The following is a 22,554-nucleotide window of genomic DNA, read 5'->3' as shown; positions in this document are numbered from 1 at the left end:
AAAAGCCTGTATTTAGTACATTATAACTAATCAAAAACAAGTTTAAACGTTAAACTTTAAACCCGAAACTTTTATTCATTAAAAATAAAAAATTATCTTTGCCGGATATGACACTTATTTCAACTGACAACACTAAGAATCAAGAAATTGTAAAAAATGTTTTTACACTATATCTTGAACAAAAAGGGCATCGCAAAACTCCTGAGCGTTATGCTATACTTCAGGAAATTTACGATAGCGAGGAGCATTTTGATATAGAGAACCTTTATATCAAAATGAAAAACAAAAACTATCGTGTAAGTAGAGCTACTTTATACAACACGATCGAGTTATTGTTGGACTGCGCTTTGGTTAGAAAACATCAATTTGGACAAAATCAGGCTTACTACGAAAAATCATATTTTGATAAACAGCACGATCATATCATTATGACAGATTCTGGTGAGGTAATCGAATTTTGTGATCCAAGAATTCAAACCATCAAAAAAACTATCGAAGAAATTTTTGATATTGAAATTACAAATCACTCGCTTTATTTCTACGGAAACAAAAAGCAAAACTCAAATTCATAGTCTTTTCAAATTAGACTTTTCGAAAAAAAATAAAAAAAAATAAAATTAACTACATAATCAGTAGGGCAACTTAGATTGTCTCAACGCAAATTAAAACAGAATGACCGTAGATTTATTACTAGGATTACAATGGGGAGATGAAGGTAAAGGAAAAATTGTTGATGTACTTACCTCAAATTACGATATTATTGCACGTTTCCAAGGAGGACCAAATGCAGGACATACTCTAGAATTTGACGGAATTAAACACGTACTAAGAACAATTCCTTCTGGAATTTTTCATAAAAACTCGGTAAATATCATCGGAAATGGTGTTGTAATTGATCCAGTAGTTTTTCAAAAAGAAATTGAAGGTTTAGAAAAATTCAACCTTGACATCAAGAAGAAATTAATCATTTCTAGAAAAGCACACTTAATTTTACCAACTCACCGTTTGCTTGACGCTGCTTCTGAAGCTTCTAAAGGAAAGGCGAAAATTGGTTCTACTCTTAAAGGAATTGGACCAACTTATATGGACAAGACTGGTAGAAATGGTTTACGTGTTGGAGATATTGAATTAGAAGATTTCAAAGAGCGTTACAGAGCTTTGGCTGATAAACATGAAGCAATGATTGCTTTTTATGATGTTGCTATTCAATATAATTTAGCTGAATTAGAAAAAGAATTCTTTGAAGCTATTGAAGAATTAAAAAAATTAGATTTCATTGATAGTGAAGAATACATGCACCAAGCTCAAAAAGCTGGAAAATCTATTCTTTGCGAAGGTGCTCAAGGATCTTTATTAGATGTTGATTTCGGAACTTATCCTTTCGTAACTTCATCAAATACTACTGCAGCTGGAGCTTGTACTGGTTTAGGAATTGCCCCTAACAAAATCAAAGAAGTATACGGAATTTTCAAAGCTTATGTTACACGTGTAGGTAGCGGACCTTTCCCAACTGAACTTTTTGACGAAGTTGGTGCTACGATGGCAAAAGTGGGTAACGAATTTGGTTCTGTAACAGGAAGACAAAGACGTTGCGGATGGTTAGACCTTGTTGCTTTAAAATATGCCGTTCAAGTTAACGGAGTTACTCAGTTAATGATGATGAAAGGTGATGTACTTTCTGGTTTCGAAACTTTAAAAGTTTGTACGGAATACAACTACAAAGGACAAAACATTTCTCACTTTCCTTACAACATTGAGCCAGAAAATGTTACTCCGGTTTACAAAGAGTTTAAAGGATGGAAACAAGATTTAACTGGATTGACAACTTATGATCAATTGCCAATTGAGCTAAAAGAATATATTGAGTTTATTGAGAAAGAAATCGAAGTGCCAATCAAAATTGTATCGGTTGGTCCAGATAGAAAGCAAACAATAACAAAATAATACATTTAAACGCTCTGATAATCAGGGCGTTTTTTTTATGAAATAATTTTCCAAATGAGAAAGAATCCAGAAATCGAAATAACAGACACCAAATTATTATCAGATAATTGGTATATATTGAACAAAGTAACTTTTAACTACAAAAAGGAAAACGAAAAAATAGAATCACATATTCGTGAAGTTTATGATCGCGGAAATGGCGCTGGGATATTATTATACAATACCGCAAAAAAAACAGTCATCTTAACGAGACAATTTCGTCTTCCGACTTATCTTAACGGAAATAAAACCGGAATGATGATTGAGGTTTGCGCAGGACTTTTAGACAAAGACAATGCTGAACAAGCTATTATTCGCGAAACAGAAGAAGAAACTGGCTATCGTTTAAGCAAAGTCCAAAAAGTAATCGAAACGTATATGTCTCCGGGTTCTGTAACCGAAATTTTATATCTTTTTGTGGGCGAATACAACGAAAACATGAAAGTAAGCGAAGGCGGCGGATTGGATGCCGAACAGGAAAACATAGAAGTTTTAGAATTTACTTTTGATGAAGCTTATGCCATGATCGAATCTGGGGAAATTTCAGATGCTAAAACTATTATGTTATTGCAGCATGCTAAAATAAAAGGTTTGATATAAAAGTTTTTTGAGTATTTTAGAATCCTATTTAATTTAAACCAATATCAAATTATTTATGGGATTATTTGACTTTATTAAGAAAAAAGAAACTCCGCAGAAAAACGAAACTTCTCAGAAAAACGAAACTCCTCAAAAAGATGAAAAAGGGGTATTACTTGCAATGCCTTTGTTTAATAATAACGAAAGTTACAGTATAGACCGCGTAATCGATAACCTGAAAAATTTCTGGGGATTATCTATTGTCAATTTTTCAGGAAATGATACTTCGGCTGTTTTTAAATTGGATAATGCATTAGTAGCTATAGCTTACGTGCCGGCACAAATTCCTGGCGAAGAACTTTCAACAACCATTCAATATGCATACAATTGGCATACTGCAGGAGAAGATTTAAAAAACTACACGGGACATGCAATCGTTTCTGTTATGTCTTCACAGGGAAGTCAAGTAGAACGATATACCCTTTTAAGCAAATTATTATGCTCTATTCTTGCCACTTCAAATTCAATAGGCATTTATCAAGCAAAACAAACCCTTTTGATACCTAGAGATCAATATTTGGAAAACATTCCTGATTTACAGCAAGGAAAATCTCCTGTCCAAGTATGGATTTATATTGGCATCAAAACCTCTGAGCAAGGAAACTACATATATACTTATGGATTGCCTGAATTTGAAAAACAAGAAATGGAAGTCTTACAATCGCCTTTGGAGCTGCCAGAACTCTTTAATTTCTTTACTAGCATTATTTCATATGTTATTAATAGTGATGTTACATTGAGAAACGGAGAAACTTTAGGATATACTGAAGACCAGAAAATAAAAATTACAGCCTCGAAAGGATTTTTTGTGGAAGGGCAAACTTTAAGATTAGAAGTATAATCTCTTCAATAACAGAATCTAAAAAACAATTTTGTTTTATACGAGTTCTTTTCTTTCATCAATTTAAAATGAAAATCCCGAAACCTATTCCAAAAATTATGTAACCCTTTTCAGCTATCATAATCATAACTTTATATTCATAAAAATACGACCTATGAAAAAGTTATATTACACAGCAAACGCCCTACTTTTATTAATGTTAGTCTTATTAGGTTCTTGCAAAAAAACCGATACGATAACATTGACTGAAAACAAAAAAGAGAAAAAGAAAGTAATTGAATATAAAAAACCAGAAACCGTTTCTTACCAAGTTGAAAAAACAAAAGAATGGCTGAAACTCAATGAAGCTGATAGCTCAAAAATGGATATTGTTTATGCTTTAAACCGAACTGATAAGGCTAATTTCAAAAAACTGGATTCTGTTGTTATTCCGGCAGATTTTAGCGGGGATTTAGTTTATTATCTTCCGTTCCCAATTCATGTTTCGGCTTTAGAGGAGGTTTCAAAAATTATTCTTTTTTCTTATCCAACCCAAACTTTTGCGGCTTATGAAAATGGTGAATTAGTTAGAACAGGGCCAACAAATATGGGAAGAAAAAAAGATCCGACTCCAACAGGATTATTTTTCACGAATTGGAAAGCAGAAAAAACAACCAGTACTTTTAATGACGAATGGGATTTAAAATGGAATTTTAATATCGAAAATAAATTAGGGGTTGGCTTTCACGAATATGATTTGCCTGGATATCCTGCTTCTCATTCTTGTTTGAGATTATTAGAAAAAGATGCTAAATACCTTTACAAATTTGCCGACGAATGGATTCTGAAGGATAAAGAAAATGTAAAAGTAAAAGGTACGCCTGTAATCGTTTTTGGAAGCTATAATTTTGATGGACCAAAACCGTGGCTTCAATTGGCTTCAGATCCAGAAGTTTTAAATATCTCTCAAAGCGATATTGAAAATACTGTAAAACCCTATTTAAAAGAAATCTTAGAAAATCAAAACCTAAGAGAAGCCGATCCCACAAAAACTTTATAAAATATACTATAAATAAAAAAATCAGCTGAAATGATATACTATCGTTTCAGCTGATTCTTTTTTGCTTTTAAATGTAAAATTTGACTAAAGCCCTTCTCTTTTGTCCTTTCTTAAACCTCCTGCTAAAGCTGGAGGCAATTCATACTTTCAAGTCTTTAGCCTCTGCCTCTTTGCACCTTTGAACCTAAATAAAAAAACTCAGAACCTCAGCACCTTAGATCTTTAGCATCTCAAAAAAAAGTCATAAATAAGCGATCGTTCATTTATTATTTATATCTTTGCATCATAATTAGTTAAAATTATGAGAACTAGAGATACAAATAAAGAAGAAATTGTAAAGCAAAAAGCAATAGAAATGATCGTTGCACAAGGTATAGAAGGCTTTGGAATGAATCGTCTGGCTAAAGAATGCGGCGTTTCTGTAGCAACACTTTACATTTATTATTCGGATAAAGAAGATCTGATTCGCAAAATTGGAATTGAAATCGGTCAAAATTTCTTTGAAAAGATGTTTGATGGTTTCGCTACCAATATGTCTTTTAGAGAAGGATTACGAAATCAATGGGAAAATCGTATTTATTTCAATCTAAATTTTCCACTACAAACTACCTGTTTTGAACTTTTAAGGCATTCTACTCACGGCGATGCAATCCTACAAGAAGTAACAGGAAAGTACAAGCAAATGATGACTGAATTTATGGTTTTGGCAATTGAGCGAAAAGAGCTCATTTCTGTCCCTTATGAAGTATTTTGGAGTATTGCTTACGGCTCACTTTATTCTCTTTTAGAATTTCATAGAGATGGAAAATCAATGTCTGGAAAATCTTTCGTTCTTAATGACAAAATTAAAAATGAAGCTTTTAACCTTGTTTTAAAAGCATTAACTCCCTGATTAAAATTCAACAGCAATAGCAATTTCAATAACAATAGCAATTTCAATAGCAATAGCAATAGCAATAGCAATTTCAATAGCAATATCAATAACAGATTTAAATACAATATAATTTCAATAAAATGGAAACTTCAATTATAGAAAATAAAAAAATTGCCATTATTGGCGGTGGGCCTGTTGGACTAACCACTGCAAGAATTTTACAAATTAATGGTGCAGATGTTACGGTTTATGAAAGAGACATTAATGCACAAGCGCGAACATCTGGAGGAACTTTGGACATTCATTCTGATTCTGGTCAATTTGCGATTCAGAAAGCGGGTTTAATGGAGGAATTTAAAAAATACGCACGACCAACTGGAGAGAAAATGGCTGATATGAACGGAAATATTACTTCTGACGAAATGCCTGATGAGACTAATGCTTTTTCACGCCCAGAAATTGACCGTAACGATCTTCGAAAAATTATGCTGGAGAATCTAACCGAAAATACAGTAGTTTGGGATAGCCAACTAATTAATATTGAAAAACTTGAAGACCAATATGTTTTAGAATTCAAAAATGGCACAACAGCAACTGCCGATTTTGTAATCGTTGCAAATGGCGGAAGATCGAATGCTAGAAAATTTGTGAGCGATCAAGAACCTCAGCTTTCTGGAACTTATATTATTCAAGGAGAAATTGTGAATCCTGATCAAGATTATCCAGAATTTAAACCAAAATACGGAAACGGAAATGTGATGGCAATGGGAGAACACAAAATGTTTTACACCCATACCATGCGCGACGGTTCTGTTCATTTTGGAGTTTCTTTTAAAGCCGATGAAGATTGGGTTTCGAACCACGGAATCAATTTTGAAGATGATCAATCTGTTATTTCTTTTTTGAATGAAACTTTTGAAAATTGGGGAGATGATTACAAAAAATTCTTTGCCACTTCTACGGAGTTTTCTGGCTTGCCTTTGAGAATGTTTTCTTTGGAAGAATCTTGGAAAGAACATTCAAACATTACACTTGTTGGCGACGCAGCACATTTAATGCCTCCATTTGCAGGCGAAGGTGTAAATATGGGCTTGTTTGATGCTTTCCATTTAACCCAAAATTTAACCAACGGAAAATTTAAAACAATTGATGATGCAATCGCTGATTACGAGAAAAAAATGTTCGGTTATGCATTAGAAGCACAGCGCATGACAAAGAAAATGGAAGATTTACTGCATTCGGATATTGTGGCTGAAGATATTTTGAATAGTAGGTTTTAAAAAAAATGAGTTTTTTCAATATCTTTAAAAAATTAAAACTACAAATAAGATTATGGAGTCAAAACAATCGCTTGATATTTTTGGAGAATTTTTAGTTAAAAATCTAAGAGATAAAGGAATTGGAAATGCTGAAACTCTTTTAAGCAATAAATCTAAATCACCATCAAACTTAAAAATACAAACTGAAATTGGTCAATTTAATGAACCACAAAAAGATTTAATCAAAGAAATCGTAATTAAAAGCATAGATGTGGCAATTCATGACTTTCTTTTTTCATTACAAGAATTGGCTGATTTTGAAAACAATATTCAAATATCCGTAAATGGCAAAAATATTGTTGAACTTAGCGATGGTATTCATGGAGAATCTTATTCAGAAAATGGATGGAATGCTAAATTTAGTAAGTACGGAGCAAAAGAATAAAAATGATAAGTTGTTTTAAATTCTTACTTTCGTTTTAGACAAGTGGAAAATCCACATTAAAAACAATTATGAAACAACTATTCTTCCTTCTTTTTATTTGCACAACGACTTTAAACTATGGTCAATCTAATCAAATTTTAGATTTTAAAGCTGGGTATGCTCCGGAAACCAACTATCTTCAAACCACGATTAATTCATCCGATTATGAAGTTTTGTATTCCGGTAGCGAAACGTTTTTAGAGACCTTAAAGAACAATAAAGTACAAAACCCTTCCAAAATAAAGACTGTCTTTAATTTAGAAACGGTTTCTAAAACTGGTAAAAGTGATAAAAGCGGCAATTTCCCAATAACAATCGAATACCTGAAATCGATAGATTTAGATGGAAAAACTATAATTCCAAACGGTACCCTCATTTATGGAAAAGCTTCATTGTCTACCATGCCAGAAATAGATTCTATTGTTTCAAAAGACATGGAAGAGGATTTTAAAAACACTGTTTTTCAAATGGTTAAAAATACATTTTCACAATTGGCTCTTCCGCATAAAAAGCTAAAAATAGGAGAATCTTTTACTCAAGAAAGCCCCTTGACATTGCCTATCGCAGGCATAAATATTGAAATGCAAATTACTACTGTGTACAATTTAAAAAGCATAAATTCTAAAAATGCTTTCTTTGATATTACGCAGACTTACACAATGAAAATGTCTGACAACAGATTTGAAACCAACGGATCTGGGATTGGAAAAGGCAATTTGATTTATGATATATCCAATCATTTTATAAATGAGAACAATTTGGAAATGGATTTTACTCTCGGCTTAAAACACACTGATTTTGCCTTAGATTTAAAATCTAAAAGTGATTTCAAACAAACATCTACCATATCAAAAGGCAAATAAAAAAAGGCGTAAGAAAAAAATCTTACGCCTTTTGTTTTATATCAAAACTTAAAATTATCTAGAATAATTTGGAGCTTCTTTTGTAATCGTCACGTTATGTGGATGGCTTTCAGTGATTCCGCTAGAAGTGATTCTAACAAAACGTCCAGATTCTTGTAAAGTTGGAATATCTTTTGAACCACAGTATCCCATACCTGCACGAAGACCTCCAATAAACTGAAGCATGCTTTCGTTTAATTCTCCTTTGTAAGGAACACGTCCTACGATTCCTTCCGGAACTAATTTTTTAACGTCGTCTTCAACATCTTGGAAATAACGATCTTTAGATCCTGTTTGCATTGCTTCAACAGAACCCATTCCGCGGTAAGATTTGAATTTTCTTCCTTCAAAAATGATAGTTTCTCCTGGAGATTCTTTTGTTCCTGCAAGTAATGAACCCAACATTACACAGTCGGCACCCGCAGCGATTGCTTTAGGAATATCTCCTGTATAACGAATTCCACCATCAGCAATAACTGGAACTCCAGTTCCTTTAATTGCCGCAGCTACTTCTAAAACTGCTGAGAATTGAGGAAAACCAACACCTGCAACGATACGAGTTGTACAGATAGAACCAGGTCCGATTCCAACTTTTACTCCATCAGCACCATTTTCTACTAAATATTTAGCCGCTTCTGGAGTTGCAATGTTTCCAACAATTACATCTATTTGAGGGAATTTTGATTTTACTTCTTTTAATACATTCACCACACCTTCTGTATGTCCGTGAGCTGTATCGATAATGATTGCATCTACACCTGCAGCGACCAAAGCTTCTGCTCTTAAAACAGCATCTCCAGTAACTCCAATTGCAGCAGCAACTCTTAAACGACCAAAGCTATCTTTATTAGCAATTGGTTTTTGAGTCAGTTTTGTAATATCTCTAAAAGTAATTAAACCAACTAATTCGTTTTGAGCATTTACAACTGGTAATTTTTCGATTTTATGGCCTTGCAAAACTACTTCAGCTTGCTCAAGTGAAGTTCCTTCTGCTACAGTTACTAAGTTTTGGCTTGTCATAACCTCAGCGATTGGCCTCGCACCGTTTTTCTCAAAACGTAAATCACGATTTGTAACAATCCCTTTTAAGATTCTATTTTCGTCAACGATTGGAATACCACCGATTCCAAATTCTTTCATAGCATTTTTTGCATCAGCAATTGTAGAGTTGGTTGGTAATGTTACCGGATCGATAATCATACCTGCTTCTGCACGTTTTACTTTTCGAACTTTTCCTGCTTGTTGTTCGATAGTCATATTTTTATGTAAAACACCTATTCCGCCTTCTTGTGCCATAGCAATTGCCATTGCGCTTTCAGTTACTGTATCCATAGCAGCAGATACAATTGGAACGTTTAATGTAATGTTTCTTGAGAATTTTGATTTAATGCTCACTTCGCGAGGAAGCACATTCGAGTAGTTAGGTACTAATAATACATCGTCGTAAGTTAAACCTTCGCCGATAATCTTGGAGTTGTGTGCTATCATGTTGCAATTTCTAGTTGAATTGCGTGCAAATATAGTGAATAAATTGGAAACTTGAATACTAACTTATTCATAAAATTGTCTTTACACGAAAAACCTTACGGTTTTAAAATTTCAATAATTAAATTCCAAATTCCAAAACTTAACCTAAATTCTAATACTCCATAGTTTGTATTTTGGAATTTAAAAAATTGAAAATTTCTATTCTTTGTCTTGAAAAACAAAATTGATTCCGAGTTGAAAAGCGGCACTGCTGGCTTTGGAAATGTCTTTATATTCTAAAACATTATTGACCAAAGCATAAATATTTACTGGACCAATTGTTCCAGCAAGTCCTAATCCGACGTTTTTATTTGAAAAAGTATCTAGGGTGTAGGTTGCTTTAAAATCTAATTTTTTAAAAATATTTCTTCTATAAAAAGCGGTTATCGCAAACAAAGGTGTTCGAGGGGCAGACATTGCAAAAACTTGTACTCCTGCCGCATTTTTATAATATTTATTGACTTTTCCATGACAATTGCATTCGTCATCTGGACGCGCTTCTCCAAATGAATATTCGATTGAAGAATAAAGTTTTGTCGGACGCCAAGTGGTGTATTTATTATAAAGTGTGTCTCTAGGAATTGCTTTGTCAAATTCGTCAAAAACATTTTCAGGGTCATCTGTACCCATAAAATCTGGATTTGCACCATTGTAACGGTAAATTCCTTTATAGGTAAGTGTTTCGATATCTTTGGTCTGTCTCACAAAACCCAAATCTATAACACTTGCGGTAAATTGTAAATTGTCTTTTATATAATAGGTAATTCCGGCATCTATTCCAAAACCTAGACTTCCGTTAAAAAAGGTATTATTAGCAATATCACGAACTACATTTCCTTCGTATTCATCTTTTGTAAAACGAGAAAGACCAGATGTTTTTAATTCTAAATTGGAAGAAATAACCTGACTGTATAAATTTGGTGTTCCTGGCTCCTCGCCTGTATAAATGTAACCTGAGTTTTTTGTAGAAGTTGCATTTGCACCGCTTGAATAGATTTTAGCGCGACCTCCGTAAACAAATTTGTCATTGAGTTTTTTATGAAAACCAACATGAAAAACAGAAAGAACTTCGGCTTTCATGCTTAAATCGCCTAGATTAAACGATTTTCCGATATAATCTCGATTTCCATTTAAAGCCAGTAAAGCAAGATCTTTGGGAACAAACATAAAAAAATCGAATTCCTGATACAATCCGAACGAAATATAAGAACGGCTTTCTCTGCCTCCAATTCTAAATCCGCCAGAAAATATTTCCAATTGCTGATTGGTTACTACTTTATCTCTGCTGGAAGATTTATTTACAACATTTCTAACCTTTTGATTAAAATCGACTCCATCGTCTGAAAACAGATCATAGGCTGAGAAACTGCTAGATCCAATATTGGCTGAAATTCCAGACAAAACGGGAAATCCAAAATAATATTTATACGAAACATCTGCTCCTGGATTTACAAGCGAAGACTGCGGAATTGAAGTAAAATTATACAACAATTCTCTGTTTTGGGCAAAACAGAAAATAGGAAAAAACAAGCAAAGTAGTATCGCCTTTCTCATTCGATTACTAAATAAGCCGTTGCACTTGATCTTAATTTTAAATTTCCTTCACTCTGGCTATTTAATGGAGGCCCTGAGGCAATTACTACTACAAAACCAATTTTTTGAGTTTGTTTTAAAAGATCCAATCGAGCATTTTCAAAAACTTCTGTCGGATATTTTATAACATTTGGCGTTCCTTTATAAGATGGAACGGTAAAAGATATGGTTTGCAAAACCTCATTTTGATCGTTAAGCAAAAGCATATTTAGAACGAAAGCACGATTGATGTTGTTTTCGACTTCAAAATCAAACTCTGCTTTTTTAAGACGTTCGGTAAAGAATTTCTCTTTAAAAACATCAAAATCTCGTACATCTGGATATACATTAGTTCCTCCATCGTCTATAAGTCTATTGGCTGGAATATTAAAATACGCAAGATTGGCTACAAAAACAGGCTCTATCTTAAAATCGTTTACCTGATCAAAATTCAAATCGCTTGAACAGGAAAATAATAAAAAGACACAAAATAGTAGGCTTGAAATTTTATTTATCGGGCTTGACCTCATGACAATAGTTATAGCTATAATAAATGTAACGCATTATGCAAACAATCATTATCTAAGGTAAGAAAAATAACTATTTTTTAATGAAACTTTCCAAACAATTTTGAAGCTTCATTGTATGCGCTTTCAAAACTAAGAGAATTGAGTCCGGTTATTTTTTTATTGGCAGTAAAATAGGAAACGAGTTTTTCTGTTGGCATATTTCCTGTTAGTTTATCGGTTGCCATTGGGCAGCCTCCGAAACCTTGAATAGCTCCATCAAAACGAATACAGCCTGCTTTTGCCGCAGCGTCTATTTTTTCGAACCAGCTTTCTGGCGTGGTATGAAGATGCGCTCCAAACTCAATTTCAGGATATTTCGGAATTAAATCTGAAAACAAATACGTAATTACTTCTGGCGTAGAAGTTCCAACGGTATCAGAAAGTGATAAAATTTTCACACCCATTGCTGCCAGTTTTTCGGTCCATTCTGCTACAATTTCAACATTCCACGGATCTCCATATGGATTTCCGAAGCCCATGGAAAGATAGGTCACTACTTCTTTATTTTTCTTATCGGCAACTTCCAGAATTTCTTCTAAGGTAACTAAAGATTCTGCAATAGTTTTATGCGTATTACGCATCTGAAAGTTCTCAGAAATAGAAAAAGGAAAGCCCAAATATTGAATCTGCTCATAATTGGCAGCTGTTATAGCGCCTTGTGTATTGGCAATAATAGAAAGCAATTTACTTGTTGTTTGAGACAAATCTAACTGCTCTAGAACCTCAGCAGTATCTTGCATTTGCGGAATAGCTTTTGGAGAAACAAAACTCCCAAAATCGATTGTATCAAAGCCAACTCGTAACAAAGCTTGTATGTAAGTAACTTTATTTTTTGTCGGAATAAAAGCCTTAATGCCTTGCATGGCATCTCTAGGGCATTCGATAATTTTGATTTCTTTGCTCAAAGCGTATTCTTTTGTAAAGGCTAAGTTAGTTTCTTTTTTGATGATATAAAAGAGATTTTTATTTGAAGTCTATTATTACAAAATAGCATCATACTGTTAAATATTACCAAAAAACGTAATAATTTAAATTATTACCGAAAAACGTAATAATAAATCTTATTACGTATATTTGTAATAGAAAATTTATAATTTTTTACTTATATTTGAGTTATGACTAGTGTAATTACAGGCGACATAATTGGTTCAAGACAACAAGAATCTCAGCATTGGGTTGAGGATTTAAAGAAGATCTTGGCTCCATTTGGCAAAACTCCAAATGAGTGGGAAGTATATCGAGGCGACGAATTTCAAATTGAAGTCAGTAATCCCGAAGACGCTTTGTTAACCGCTATTTTGGTAAAAGCGCATTTAAGAGCCATAAAGTCTGATGCCCGAATGAGTATTGGTTTTGGAGATAAAACACACAATGCCGAAAGAATATCTGAAAGCAACGGTTCTGCGTTTATTAATTCTGGAGAACTTTTTGAAACCTTAAAAAAACAGAAAGTAAATCTAGCCCTGCGAACAGGAGATTTAGATTTTGATGAAAAACTGAATTTAATGTTGCAACTGACTTTGACTTTTATGGACAGCTGGCTGGTACAATCGGCAGAATTTGTTGCCGCTGCTATTGAAAACCCAACTTTATCGCAAGAAGAATTAGGACAAAAATTAGGCATCAACCAAGCTGCTGTGAGCCGTAGACAAAAAAGAGCTCAGTTTGATTTGGTTATGAATTTAGATCGCTATTTTAGAAAACAAATAAAACAAATTTCAGCCTCATGATTTTATTTATAAAACTGTTTCTTGCTCATTTATTAGGAGATTTTATTTGGCAGCCCAATTCTTGGGTAGCCGACAAAGAAATAAAAAAACATAAAAGTGTTTATTTGTATATTCATATTTTACTGCACGGAGTTTTAGCAGCGGTTTTAGTGGGCGAAATAAGTTTTATACCTTATGCTGTTTTAATTGCTGTGACGCACGGGATTGTAGATTTAATCAAATTAAATTTTCAGAAAAAGAAAACCAAACGAACTTGGTTTGTGGTTGATCAAATTGCGCATATTCTCATTTTAATTGGTGTTGCTCTTTTGTATGAAAACAAAACGATAATCCATTTTTGGCAGAATAATGAATTCTGGATTCTGCTTACAGGAATTTTATTGCTAACCAAACCCTCCTCTATTTTTATAAAAACTATAATTTCAATATGGGCTCCAGAAAGCAGAAACAGCCATCAGGATAATTCTCTGATAGCTGCCGGAAATTATATTGGTATTTTAGAACGCTTATTTGTTTTCGGTTTTATTTTAACCGGACATTTTGAAGCAATCGGTTTTCTACTTGCTGCTAAATCTATTTTTAGATTCGGTGATTTAAAAGAAGCCAAAGACCGAAAACTTACAGAATACGTAATGATCGGAACTTTAATCAGTTTTGGTATTGCAATAATAGCTGGCCTTTTAGTTCAAGCGCTACTTTTACAACTGTCCTAAAACCTTTTTGTTGATTGCTTTTATCAAAGCTGGACCTTCGTAAATAAAGCCAGTGTACAACTGTACTAAACTTGCACCTGCATTTAGTTTTTCGATTGCATCATCTGCAGAATGAATTCCTCCTACTCCAATAATTGGGAATGCTTTATTGCTTTTTTCAGATAGAAAACGAATCACTTCTGTAGAACGTTTCGTTAATGGTTTTCCAGATAAACCTCCCGTTTCTGTTTGGTTTCCAGATTGTAAACCTTCTCTAGAAATTGTAGTGTTTGTTGCAATAACACCTGCAATTTGCGTTGTTTTTACAATATCAATAATATCTAATAATTGCTCATCTGTTAAGTCTGGAGCTATTTTTAAAAGAATTGGTTTTACTTTTTGAGTACTTGTTTTTTGCTTTTCAACGTTTCTATTTTGCAAAGTCTGCAATAAAGCTGTCAAAGGCTCTTTGTCTTGTAAAGCTCTTAGATTTGGTGTATTTGGCGAACTTACATTTACTACAAAATAATCTACGTGATTAAAAAGCGCATCAAAACAGATGATATAATCTTTAACGGCATCTTCGTTATCGGTTACTTTATTTTTTCCAATATTTCCACCAATTAAAACACCAGTATTCTTTTTCAAGCGTTCTACCGCTTCTAGAACACCGCCATTATTAAATCCCATTCGGTTAATAATCGCTTGGTCTTCTTTTAAACGGAACAAACGTTTTTTAGGATTCCCTTCTTGTCCAACTGGTGTTACAGTTCCGATTTCGATAAAACCAAAACCAAAATCACCAAGTTCTTTGTATAGTTTTGCGTCTTTATCAAAACCTGCCGCAAGTCCAACCGGATTTTTGAATTTAATTCCGAAAACTTCTCTTTCTAATCGAGCATCTTTTACCTCATAAATTGATCTTATAATCGCCGAAACACCTGGGATTTTTGAAATGAATTTTACAAAAGAAAAAGTAAAATAATGCACTTTTTCAGGATCAAAACAAAAAAGTATCGGACGAATTATCAATTTATACATAAGAGTTGTGTTGTTGTTATTTTGGCTGCAAATTTAGATATTATAGTTTAAAAAGGTGTCTTTTTATAAAAACAAATAATTTCCTTTTTGTTTCAATTCTTCTATTTACAAATTAATCGTTCTGCTTTTTCATGTTGCAAGTTATAATTTGAAACCAGTTCAAGCTTATCAACAACCAACTCTCGTTCATTTATTATTTAATTTTGAGACACTTAACAAAATCTTTTATACAAACCATCACACTTATGTATAAAGAAAAAATCGTAAATCTAAAATTTAAAAACGTCCTTTTAGCTCTGCTATTAGCAATTAGCTATAAAGGACTTTCGCAACAAGAAAAAGATACTACAAAGCTGATGAATGTTCGGTATGGCAGTAAAGGAATTGAATTGGAAACCCGTGACAAAAAGTTCCTTTTTCAACTACAAAGCCGATTCCAATTTCGTTTCTCCACTCCTTACGATACAGATCCTTTAACTTATGACGATTACAGTCAAGATGCTAAAACGACTTTTAAAATAAATCGTGCGAGGCTAAAAATTGGCGGCCATGCTTTTGAACCTTGGCTGAAATATTATTGGGAATATGAATTGAGTCAGTCCAACTTACTTGATTTCAGAATTATGATTGAAAAGTGGGATTGGCTGAGTTTTAAAGTTGGACAATGGAAAACTGAATTTACGCGTGAACGTTTCATAAGCAGTGGCGAGCAGCAAATGGTTGAGCGATCTTTAATTAATCGTCCCTTTACGGTAGACAGACAATTGGGAGTTGAAGTCTACGGACACTTAAAAGGAGCTGGAATTGCCGATTTTAATTATTGGGCCGCAGCTTTGACAGGAACAGGACGCGGAAGCACCTCTAATGACGATAATCATTTAATGTATTTTGGAAGAGCACAATGGAATTTTCTCGGAAGATTTCTTGATTTTGAAGGCTGTGATTTAGAATTTCACGAAAAACTCACTCCGATTATAGCCTTTTCAGCCATAACCAACCGAAGCCCTTATACCCGTTTCTCTCAAGCGGGAGGAGGTTCTCTAGACGGATTTGAAAATGGTCTACCGGGACAATACAGAGTCAATCAATGGAATTTTGAAACTGCTTTTATGTATCGTGGTTTTTCTTGGCAAAGCGAATTACATACCAAAGAAATTATTGATAAAATAAACAATGATGACACAACCATAATGAAAGGATATTACGTTCAGGCAGGATATTTTTTTCATAATGTTTTCGAATGGTGGCCAAAACACTTAGAAATGGCTGGTCGTCATGCTGCTTACAGACCCGATAATTCGATAAGAGAAAATAGACAAGACGAATCTACATTGGCTTTTAACTGGTTTTTTAAAGGACACAAAAACAAACTGACCTCAGAGGTGAGTTATTTTACTTTTCAAGACAAAACGCTTTCCTTACAGCAAGGATGGCGATTTAGAATACAATGGGATATCTCATTATAAATCAAACTTTTAATCTATTAATTCAAAACGGACATTTTTTTTTCATAACTTTAAATCACATAAATTACTGAATATGAAAAGTATATCGAAAACAGTAAAAAAACTGGCACTTGTAATGTGTTTAACTGGAGCATTTTTCTTTATTTCAATTGACAGTTTAGCACAGCGTCACCGTGGTGGCGGTGGCGGTGGCGGATTCAATAGAGGCGGCGGTGCAGTCCAAAGTCGTCCGGCAAGACCTGCTACGCAGTCTAGGCCAAATGTGACAAGACCTAGCACAACAAGGCCAGCGGCAACAACTAGACCAGCAACGGTTAGACCTGGAGCAAACAATTCTGGAACTAAAATAAACAGACCTACAAACAATTCCAACAGAAACAATACTGTAAATAGAAACAATACCGTAAACAGAAATAATGTCGGTAACAGAAATACAAACATTAGCGGCAATACGGTTAACAGAAACAGAAATAACGTCAATATTAATGTTAACAATAGCGTTCATGTTCGCAATAATCGAAATACAGTAGTTCGTCCAGGATATAGACCATATACACGCCCGCCTTATGTGTATGGCGGTTATAGATACAACTGCTATCATCCGTATTATCCGCGTCCCTATGTGCCTTTTTATTGGGGACCAGTTTGGCATCCTTGGGGATTTTTTGTTGCAACTCTGGCAACTACTGCTATTATTGTTAGTGTTGAAAACAATAAATACCATTACGATCAAGGCGTTTGGTATACTTCGACCAACGGTGGTTACACTGCCGTACCTGCACCAGTTGGAGGAACTGTAAACAACATTCCAAGTGGTGCAGAAACAGTCAATACCGGAACAGTAAACAATTACTATTACGGTGGAACGTATTATGAAAAAGATGGAGAAAAATATACTGTCGTTGCTCCTACAGCAGGAACAATAGTAGAAAAACTGCCCGAAGGTGGAGAAGAAGTCACTATAGGTGATGTAAAATATGTAAAATTTGGAGAAACCTACTATCAACCCGTACAAGTTGATGGTAAAGACAAATACGAAGTGGTTCAAGTTGAAAAAGATAGTTAATTTTATTAATTCTATAAAATTAATATACTATAAAAGTAATTTTACCTAATTTTATGCCCACTATTGATAACCATTATAAGCTCAAACACATAAACCATGAAAAACAAAACCTTTTGGATTTTTGCGTTACTAACATTATCCATTATTTCAATCGCTTACAGTTATACCAGATTTACAACTAAAGCTGAAACAACAGCTGTAGAATGTCATGAAATTCCAAGTACTGTTGAATCTGAATTTAAACCAACTGTTGAAAATAAATTTAAACCTGCAGAAAAAGCACCAAAAGGTATGGTTTGGATTCCTGGTGGCGAATTTTCTATGGGAACTAATGTTGAAGACGAAAGTCTGTGCAGCATTAAAGGCGTAACGAAAGATGCAGCTCCAATTCATAGAGTGTATCTTGATGGCTATTATATGGATGAAACTGAAGTAACTAATGAAGAATTCGAAAAATTTGTAAAAGCCACAGGATATGTAACTGTTGCCGAACAAAAACCAACAAAAGAAGAATTTCCATCAGCAAGCGAAGAAGATTTAGTGACAGGTTCTGTGGTCTTCACTCCTACACCATCTGCAGTTAATTTGAATAATTTCTTGCAATGGTGGCGTTATGAACCAGGTGCAGATTGGAGACATCCTGAAGGCCCGCAAAGCAACATTATAGGAAAAGAAAAATATCCTGTTGTTCATGTGGTTTATGAAGATGCTCAAGCTTACGCAAAATGGGCTGGAAAAAGACTTCCAACAGAAGCAGAATGGGAATTTGCAGCAAGAGGCGGTAAAACTGGAAATCTATATGCTTGGGGAAATGATTTAAAACCTAAAGGAAAATTTCAAGCTAATATTTACCAAGGACATTTTCCAATAAAAGATGGCGATACAGGAGAAGATGGTTTCAAAGGAATTGCTCCAACAAAACAATACGCTCCAAATGCATATGGTTTATATGATATTGCTGGAAATGTTTGGGAATGGGTACACGATTGGTATAGTGTAGATTATTACAAATCATTAGCAGAAAGAGGGAAAGTAACAAAAAATCCGCAAGGTCCAGACGCTTATTTTGATCCAAACGATCCTACTGAAATAAAACGCGTTCACCGTGGCGGTTCGTTCTTATGTACAGATCAATATTGCACGCGATACATGGTTGGAACAAGAGGAAAAGGAGAAATCAGATCTGCTGCAAACCACGTTGGTTTTAGATGCGCAAAAAGCAAATAACAAACTCAAAATACCAAAAAGGGATTCTAAATTGAATCCCTTTTTTATTAATTCAGATATTGAAAGCTAGATTTTCGCGGAGAAAAATTTTTCTATATTTGCTAAAAATTCAAAAAAATGCAACATATCATAGATCGCTTTATCAGTTATGTAACGATTGATACGGAATCGGATCCAAATTCACAAACAACACCAAGTACGCAAAAACAATGGAATCTTGCCAATAAATTAGTTGACGAACTAAAAGCAATTGGCCTTGAAGATGTAACGATTGATGACAAAGCATATATCATGGCGACGCTTCCAAGTAATGTTGATCATGAAGTACCAACCATTGGTTTTGTTTCTCATTTTGACACTTCTCCAGATTTTAGCGGAGCAAATGTAAAACCTCAGATTGTTGAAAATTACGATGGAAAAGATATCGTATTGAATGCTGAGAAAAACATTATTTTATCTCCAGACTACTTTAAAGATCTATTATTATATAAAGGACAAACGATCATTACGACTGACGGAACAACTTTATTAGGAGCTGATGATAAAGCTGGAATTACAGAAATCGTTTCGGCAATGGAATATCTTATTCAGCATCCAGAAATTAAACACGGAAAAATCAGAATCGGTTTTACTCCAGATGAAGAAATCGGTCGCGGTGCGCATCATTTTGATGTAGAAAAATTCGGAGCACAATGGGCTTACACAATGGACGGAAGTCAGATTGGCGAATTAGAATACGAAAATTTCAACGCTGCTGGAGCTAAAATCACTTTTAAAGGAAAAAGCGTTCATCCAGGTTATGCTAAAGGAAAAATGATCAATTCTATGCTTCTGGCAAATGATTTCATTAACGAACTTCCGAAAGGTGAAACGCCGCAGGAAACTAGAGGTTATGAAGGTTTTTTCCACGTTCATCACATCAAAGGAAACATTGAAGAGACAGTTTTAGAATTGATTATTCGTGATCACAACAGAAAGAAATTCGAAAAAAGAAAAGAATTGATTCATAAATTGACGAAACAATTCAATAAAAAATTCGCGAAGAAATTTGGCGAAGATATTGTAATTGCCGAAGTAAAAGATCAATATTATAATATGAAAGAAAAGGTGCTTCCTGTAAAACATATTGTAGATATTGCTGAAAAGGCAATGAGAGAATTAAACATCAAGCCGATCATTAAACCAATTCGTGGCGGAACAGACGGTTCTCAATTGTCTTTTATGGGACTACCTTGTCCGAACATTTTTGCTGGTGGGCATAATTTCCACGGAAAATACGAATATGTTCCAGCAGAAAGCATTCAGAAAGCAACTGATGTTATTGTAAAAATTGCTGAATTAACAGCTATTCCAGGTATTTTTGATGCGACAGAAAAATCTAAAAAAAGAAAATAATCCACAAAATGCCTGACAAAAAACACGTTTGGGACAAAATGAATCAGTGGGAAGAAGAAATTCTTATTCTCAAATCAATTATTGATAAAACTGAGCTGATTGAAACTGTAAAATGGGGAGCGCCTGTTTATGTTTTCAATAAAAAAAACATTGTTGGCCTAGGCGGTTTTAAAGATTATTTTACCATTTGGTTTTATAATGGCGTTTTCCTGAAGGATGAAAAGAAGAAATTAATCAACGCTCAGGAAGAAGTAACAAAGTCATTACGTCAATGGCGTTTTAAATCAAAAGAAGAAATAAACGAGAAGGATATTTTAGAATATATACACGAAGCCATTGAAAACGAAAAACAGGGAAAAGTAATAAAACCTTCTAAAAAAGAAGCCATTATTTCTGAGCTTTTAAACGAAGAAATGGTGAAAAATCCAGCTTTAAAAGAAGCTTTTGAAAAATTTGCTCCTTACAAACAATATGAGTTTTTAGAATATATTGAAACTGCAAAACAGGAAAAAACAAAGCTTTCGAGAATAGAGAAAGTGATTCCGATGATTTTAGCAAATGTTGGATTGAATGATAAATACAGATAGTTTAAATTCCAATATTTAAAATCCAAATTCCAAAACTATACAAGACTAAACCTTTGTCATCCTGATGAAGGAAGGATCACAAGATTACCGTGAATAAAACAAAAAAAATCCCAAACTCCTTATTTGGAATTTGGGATTTTAAATATTGTAATTTTTAAAAAAAAATTATGCTTTTTTATTCAAAGCAGCACTCAATTCAAGAGAAATTGCAGAACGCTCTAATTTTAATTTTCCTGACATAGTTTCGATTACAACAGTAGTTTCTGCTAATTCAGCGATTTTACCGTGGAAACCACTTTTTGTTACTATTTTGTCACCTACTTTTAGGCTGCTTTCAAATTCTTTTTCGTTTTTAGCTCTTTTTTGTTGTGGTCTAATCATGAAGAAATAGATTACCACGAACATCAAAAGGAATGGCGCAAATTGAGTTAATTGTCCCATAATTTAAATTTGTTTTTGATTTATATTTAATATTTTTTTTAGCTCTTCGACTTCGCTCAGAGAGACAAAGCAGTTGGAATTTGGATTTAAAAAATTGATTATTTTAAATCTTACATTAATCCTCTTCCAGCTTTTACCATCTTTTTATTGGCAGTAAGCTCTTTAACAAGATTATCTAAAATTCCGTTGATAAAAATACTACTTTTTGGTGTAGAATACTCTTTCGCAATTTCTAAATATTCGTTAAGAGTTACTTTTACTGGAATTGACGGAAATTTAATAAACTCGCAAATTGCCATTTTCAAGATAATAGTATCAATTTCTGCAATACGATCACTGTCCCAATTTGGTGTTTTATCTTCATATTCTTTTGCAAATGCCGTTTCGTTTAGAATTGTTCTTCTAAATAAATCTTTTGCAAAATCTTTATCCTCAACATCTTTATACAATTTTGGCACTCTAAAATCGTCTGGATCTTCTGTTTTAATTGCTTTCAATTGTTTCACAATATGAGTATTTACAACAGGAATATCATCAACCCAAGTCAATTTATCGTCTTCTAAGTACTCGTATAATTTTTCATTTGGAACAATAACATTTTCAAACAAATCAATAATAAATTGTCTGTCTTCTTCAAACGTATTTACGTTATTGCTCATATATTTTTGGTAGATATCGCTTGCTTTAACATCATTTAAAAGCAAAATAATATAATCATCGTTTAATGACCAGTTATTGATTTTACGATTTTCTAAAGCGATACTAAGAGAATTGCTTTCAGCAAGAAGTTGAAAAATTTTATTCTTTACAAATTTTTCATTCGGATTACGTTCTGCGGCAGTTGCCAGGTGTTTTTTGCTTGACAGATGCAAATAGACAGCTTCTTTTTTGCAAATTTCTATCAATGAAGAAAGCATTATAAGATATAAGTCCTGAATATTGTCAATGCTGTAGAAAAGAAATTTCTCTTCTTTTTCCATGTTATCAGAACCGCTTTGGTGCATTGCATAAATGGATTGCATTACTTTAACGCGTATGTGTCTTCTATTTACCACCTTGTAAGAACATTTAAAAATTAGTCTGCAAAAGTATAACTTTTGATACGTATTTTAAAATTAATTCGTAAAAAAGTAGTTGTTTTAGCGGTTAGTTTTCAGAATTTAGCGGTTAGTCTCTATTTATAGTGGTCAGTGAGCAGTTTTTAGTGGGCAGTACCAAAC

Annotated in this window: 23 protein-coding genes; 16 read left to right on the top strand and 7 right to left on the bottom strand. The window is 33.6% G+C overall.

Annotated features, from left to right (window positions below; genetic code table 11):
* Nucleotides 1-107: 107 nt before the first annotated feature.
* From SOM12_RS14550 to SOM12_RS14510, 9 genes are all read left to right on the top strand, one after another.
* A complete protein-coding gene (locus SOM12_RS14550; RefSeq protein WP_008462215.1) occupies nt 108-572 on the top strand; it encodes a Fur family transcriptional regulator in 465 nt (154 codons plus the stop codon).
* A 100-nt stretch (nt 573-672) separates the two neighbouring features.
* A complete protein-coding gene (locus tag SOM12_RS14545) occupies nt 673-1,944 on the top strand; it encodes an adenylosuccinate synthase (RefSeq protein WP_095931407.1) in 1,272 nt (423 codons plus the stop codon).
* Nucleotides 1,945-1,998: 54 nt separating this feature from the next.
* Nucleotides 1,999-2,583, top strand: a complete 585-nt coding sequence (locus tag SOM12_RS14540) for an NUDIX domain-containing protein (protein ID WP_320493953.1) — start codon at nt 1,999-2,001, stop codon at nt 2,581-2,583.
* Nucleotides 2,584-2,638: 55 nt separating this feature from the next.
* Nucleotides 2,639-3,463 carry a DUF4261 domain-containing protein gene (locus tag SOM12_RS14535; protein ID WP_320493952.1) on the top strand — a complete coding sequence of 275 codons (825 nt, stop codon included), beginning with the start codon at nt 2,639-2,641 and terminating at the stop codon, nt 3,461-3,463.
* A gap of 154 nt (nt 3,464-3,617) precedes the next feature.
* A complete protein-coding gene (locus SOM12_RS14530) occupies nt 3,618-4,502 on the top strand; it encodes a L,D-transpeptidase (protein WP_095931403.1) in 885 nt (294 codons plus the stop codon).
* Between the two features lie 301 nt (nt 4,503-4,803).
* Nucleotides 4,804-5,394 (top strand): TetR/AcrR family transcriptional regulator, encoded by a 591-nt coding sequence (locus tag SOM12_RS14525; protein ID WP_320493951.1) that lies wholly within the window; start codon nt 4,804-4,806, stop codon nt 5,392-5,394.
* A gap of 122 nt (nt 5,395-5,516) precedes the next feature.
* Entirely contained in the window at nt 5,517-6,656 is a 1,140-nt protein-coding gene (locus SOM12_RS14520; protein ID WP_320493950.1) for an NAD(P)/FAD-dependent oxidoreductase, read from the top strand.
* A gap of 52 nt (nt 6,657-6,708) precedes the next feature.
* Nucleotides 6,709-7,080: a hypothetical protein gene (locus tag SOM12_RS14515; RefSeq protein WP_320493949.1), complete on the top strand. Its 372-nt coding sequence runs from the start codon at nt 6,709-6,711 to the stop codon at nt 7,078-7,080.
* A 68-nt stretch (nt 7,081-7,148) separates the two neighbouring features.
* The gene (locus SOM12_RS14510; RefSeq protein ID WP_320493948.1) at nt 7,149-7,982 is read left to right on the top strand and encodes a hypothetical protein; all 834 of its coding nucleotides are present in this window, start codon (nt 7,149-7,151) and stop codon (nt 7,980-7,982) included.
* Nucleotides 7,983-8,036: 54 nt separating this feature from the next.
* Here SOM12_RS14510 and guaB read toward each other — a convergent pair whose 3' ends face one another.
* The 4 genes from guaB to SOM12_RS14490 form a co-directional block, all read right to left on the bottom strand.
* Nucleotides 8,037-9,509, bottom strand: coding sequence for an IMP dehydrogenase (gene guaB, locus SOM12_RS14505; protein ID WP_095931398.1), 1,473 nt, complete (start codon nt 9,507-9,509; stop codon nt 8,037-8,039).
* A gap of 198 nt (nt 9,510-9,707) precedes the next feature.
* The gene (locus SOM12_RS14500) at nt 9,708-11,102 is read right to left on the bottom strand and encodes a DUF5723 family protein (RefSeq protein WP_320493947.1); all 1,395 of its coding nucleotides are present in this window, start codon (nt 11,100-11,102) and stop codon (nt 9,708-9,710) included.
* A complete protein-coding gene (locus SOM12_RS14495) occupies nt 11,099-11,650 on the bottom strand; it encodes a hypothetical protein (RefSeq protein WP_095931396.1) in 552 nt (183 codons plus the stop codon). Before SOM12_RS14495 ends, SOM12_RS14500 begins: the two co-directional genes overlap by 4 nt.
* A 77-nt stretch (nt 11,651-11,727) precedes the next feature.
* Nucleotides 11,728-12,594, bottom strand: coding sequence for a hydroxymethylglutaryl-CoA lyase (locus SOM12_RS14490; RefSeq protein ID WP_095931395.1), 867 nt, complete (start codon nt 12,592-12,594; stop codon nt 11,728-11,730).
* A gap of 210 nt (nt 12,595-12,804) precedes the next feature.
* Between SOM12_RS14490 and SOM12_RS14485 the strand changes: the two genes are divergently transcribed.
* Nucleotides 12,805-13,419, top strand: coding sequence for a hypothetical protein (locus SOM12_RS14485; RefSeq protein WP_320493946.1), 615 nt, complete (start codon nt 12,805-12,807; stop codon nt 13,417-13,419).
* Nucleotides 13,416-14,132, top strand: coding sequence for a DUF3307 domain-containing protein (locus SOM12_RS14480; protein ID WP_320493945.1), 717 nt, complete (start codon nt 13,416-13,418; stop codon nt 14,130-14,132). The genes SOM12_RS14485 and SOM12_RS14480 overlap by 4 nt, the downstream gene beginning before the upstream one ends.
* Here the strand turns inward: SOM12_RS14480 and SOM12_RS14475 are convergent.
* Nucleotides 14,118-15,152, bottom strand: a complete 1,035-nt coding sequence (locus tag SOM12_RS14475) for a quinone-dependent dihydroorotate dehydrogenase (protein ID WP_320493944.1) — start codon at nt 15,150-15,152, stop codon at nt 14,118-14,120. The genes SOM12_RS14480 and SOM12_RS14475 overlap by 15 nt on opposite strands.
* A gap of 245 nt (nt 15,153-15,397) precedes the next feature.
* Between SOM12_RS14475 and SOM12_RS14470 the strand changes: the two genes are divergently transcribed.
* The 5 genes from SOM12_RS14470 to SOM12_RS14450 all read left to right on the top strand — a co-directional run bounded on the left by SOM12_RS14470 (nt 15,398) and on the right by SOM12_RS14450 (nt 20,893).
* Nucleotides 15,398-16,618 (top strand): OprO/OprP family phosphate-selective porin, encoded by a 1,221-nt coding sequence (locus tag SOM12_RS14470; protein ID WP_095931391.1) that lies wholly within the window; start codon nt 15,398-15,400, stop codon nt 16,616-16,618.
* Nucleotides 16,619-16,691: 73 nt separating this feature from the next.
* The gene (locus SOM12_RS14465) at nt 16,692-17,684 is read left to right on the top strand and encodes a DUF6515 family protein (RefSeq protein WP_320493943.1); all 993 of its coding nucleotides are present in this window, start codon (nt 16,692-16,694) and stop codon (nt 17,682-17,684) included.
* Nucleotides 17,685-17,780: 96 nt separating this feature from the next.
* Nucleotides 17,781-18,911, top strand: coding sequence for a formylglycine-generating enzyme family protein (locus SOM12_RS14460; RefSeq protein ID WP_320493942.1), 1,131 nt, complete (start codon nt 17,781-17,783; stop codon nt 18,909-18,911).
* A 117-nt stretch (nt 18,912-19,028) separates the two neighbouring features.
* The gene (pepT, locus tag SOM12_RS14455) at nt 19,029-20,306 is read left to right on the top strand and encodes a peptidase T (protein WP_320493941.1); all 1,278 of its coding nucleotides are present in this window, start codon (nt 19,029-19,031) and stop codon (nt 20,304-20,306) included.
* An 8-nt stretch (nt 20,307-20,314) separates the two neighbouring features.
* Nucleotides 20,315-20,893: a YdeI/OmpD-associated family protein gene (locus SOM12_RS14450; protein WP_320493940.1), complete on the top strand. Its 579-nt coding sequence runs from the start codon at nt 20,315-20,317 to the stop codon at nt 20,891-20,893.
* 165 nt (nt 20,894-21,058) lie between these two features.
* Here the strand turns inward: SOM12_RS14450 and yajC are convergent, their stop codons facing one another.
* On the bottom strand, nt 21,059-21,334 hold the full coding sequence (gene yajC, locus SOM12_RS14445; protein ID WP_053471036.1) for a preprotein translocase subunit YajC: 276 nt from the start codon (nt 21,332-21,334) through the stop codon (nt 21,059-21,061).
* A gap of 110 nt (nt 21,335-21,444) precedes the next feature.
* Complete coding sequence (nusB, locus tag SOM12_RS14440) at nt 21,445-22,356, bottom strand: transcription antitermination factor NusB (protein WP_095931444.1); 912 nt, start codon at nt 22,354-22,356, stop codon at nt 21,445-21,447.
* Nucleotides 22,357-22,554 lie beyond the last annotated feature (198 nt).

Origin of the sequence: Flavobacterium sp. CFBP9031 (genome assembly GCF_034044945.1) — a bacterium.
GTDB lineage: Bacteria > Bacteroidota > Bacteroidia > Flavobacteriales > Flavobacteriaceae > Flavobacterium.
The sequence above is the reverse complement of the archived record's forward strand: the minus strand, read 5'-3'. Positions and strand labels throughout refer to the sequence as shown.

Coding starts and splice junctions, on each gene's coding strand:
- SOM12_RS14480 (WP_320493945.1), top strand. CDS start 13,416: ATGATTTTATTTATAAAACTGTTTCTTGCTCATTTATTAGGAGATTTT.
- SOM12_RS14495 (WP_095931396.1), bottom strand. CDS start 11,650: ATGAGGTCAAGCCCGATAAATAAAATTTCAAGCCTACTATTTTGTGTC.
- SOM12_RS14510 (WP_320493948.1), top strand. CDS start 7,149: ATGAAACAACTATTCTTCCTTCTTTTTATTTGCACAACGACTTTAAAC.
- SOM12_RS14470 (WP_095931391.1), top strand. CDS start 15,398: ATGTATAAAGAAAAAATCGTAAATCTAAAATTTAAAAACGTCCTTTTA.
- SOM12_RS14520 (WP_320493950.1), top strand. CDS start 5,517: ATGGAAACTTCAATTATAGAAAATAAAAAAATTGCCATTATTGGCGGT.
- SOM12_RS14460 (WP_320493942.1), top strand. CDS start 17,781: ATGAAAAACAAAACCTTTTGGATTTTTGCGTTACTAACATTATCCATT.
- SOM12_RS14545 (WP_095931407.1), top strand. CDS start 673: ATGACCGTAGATTTATTACTAGGATTACAATGGGGAGATGAAGGTAAA.
- SOM12_RS14530 (WP_095931403.1), top strand. CDS start 3,618: ATGAAAAAGTTATATTACACAGCAAACGCCCTACTTTTATTAATGTTA.
- SOM12_RS14450 (WP_320493940.1), top strand. CDS start 20,315: ATGCCTGACAAAAAACACGTTTGGGACAAAATGAATCAGTGGGAAGAA.
- SOM12_RS14475 (WP_320493944.1), bottom strand. CDS start 15,152: ATGTATAAATTGATAATTCGTCCGATACTTTTTTGTTTTGATCCTGAA.
- SOM12_RS14515 (WP_320493949.1), top strand. CDS start 6,709: ATGGAGTCAAAACAATCGCTTGATATTTTTGGAGAATTTTTAGTTAAA.
- SOM12_RS14525 (WP_320493951.1), top strand. CDS start 4,804: ATGAGAACTAGAGATACAAATAAAGAAGAAATTGTAAAGCAAAAAGCA.
- yajC (WP_053471036.1), bottom strand. CDS start 21,334: ATGGGACAATTAACTCAATTTGCGCCATTCCTTTTGATGTTCGTGGTA.
- SOM12_RS14535 (WP_320493952.1), top strand. CDS start 2,639: ATGGGATTATTTGACTTTATTAAGAAAAAAGAAACTCCGCAGAAAAAC.
- SOM12_RS14550 (WP_008462215.1), top strand. CDS start 108: ATGACACTTATTTCAACTGACAACACTAAGAATCAAGAAATTGTAAAA.
- pepT (WP_320493941.1), top strand. CDS start 19,029: ATGCAACATATCATAGATCGCTTTATCAGTTATGTAACGATTGATACG.
- SOM12_RS14485 (WP_320493946.1), top strand. CDS start 12,805: ATGACTAGTGTAATTACAGGCGACATAATTGGTTCAAGACAACAAGAA.
- SOM12_RS14465 (WP_320493943.1), top strand. CDS start 16,692: ATGAAAAGTATATCGAAAACAGTAAAAAAACTGGCACTTGTAATGTGT.
- SOM12_RS14500 (WP_320493947.1), bottom strand. CDS start 11,102: ATGAGAAAGGCGATACTACTTTGCTTGTTTTTTCCTATTTTCTGTTTT.
- guaB (WP_095931398.1), bottom strand. CDS start 9,509: ATGATAGCACACAACTCCAAGATTATCGGCGAAGGTTTAACTTACGAC.
- SOM12_RS14540 (WP_320493953.1), top strand. CDS start 1,999: ATGAGAAAGAATCCAGAAATCGAAATAACAGACACCAAATTATTATCA.
- nusB (WP_095931444.1), bottom strand. CDS start 22,356: ATGCAATCCATTTATGCAATGCACCAAAGCGGTTCTGATAACATGGAA.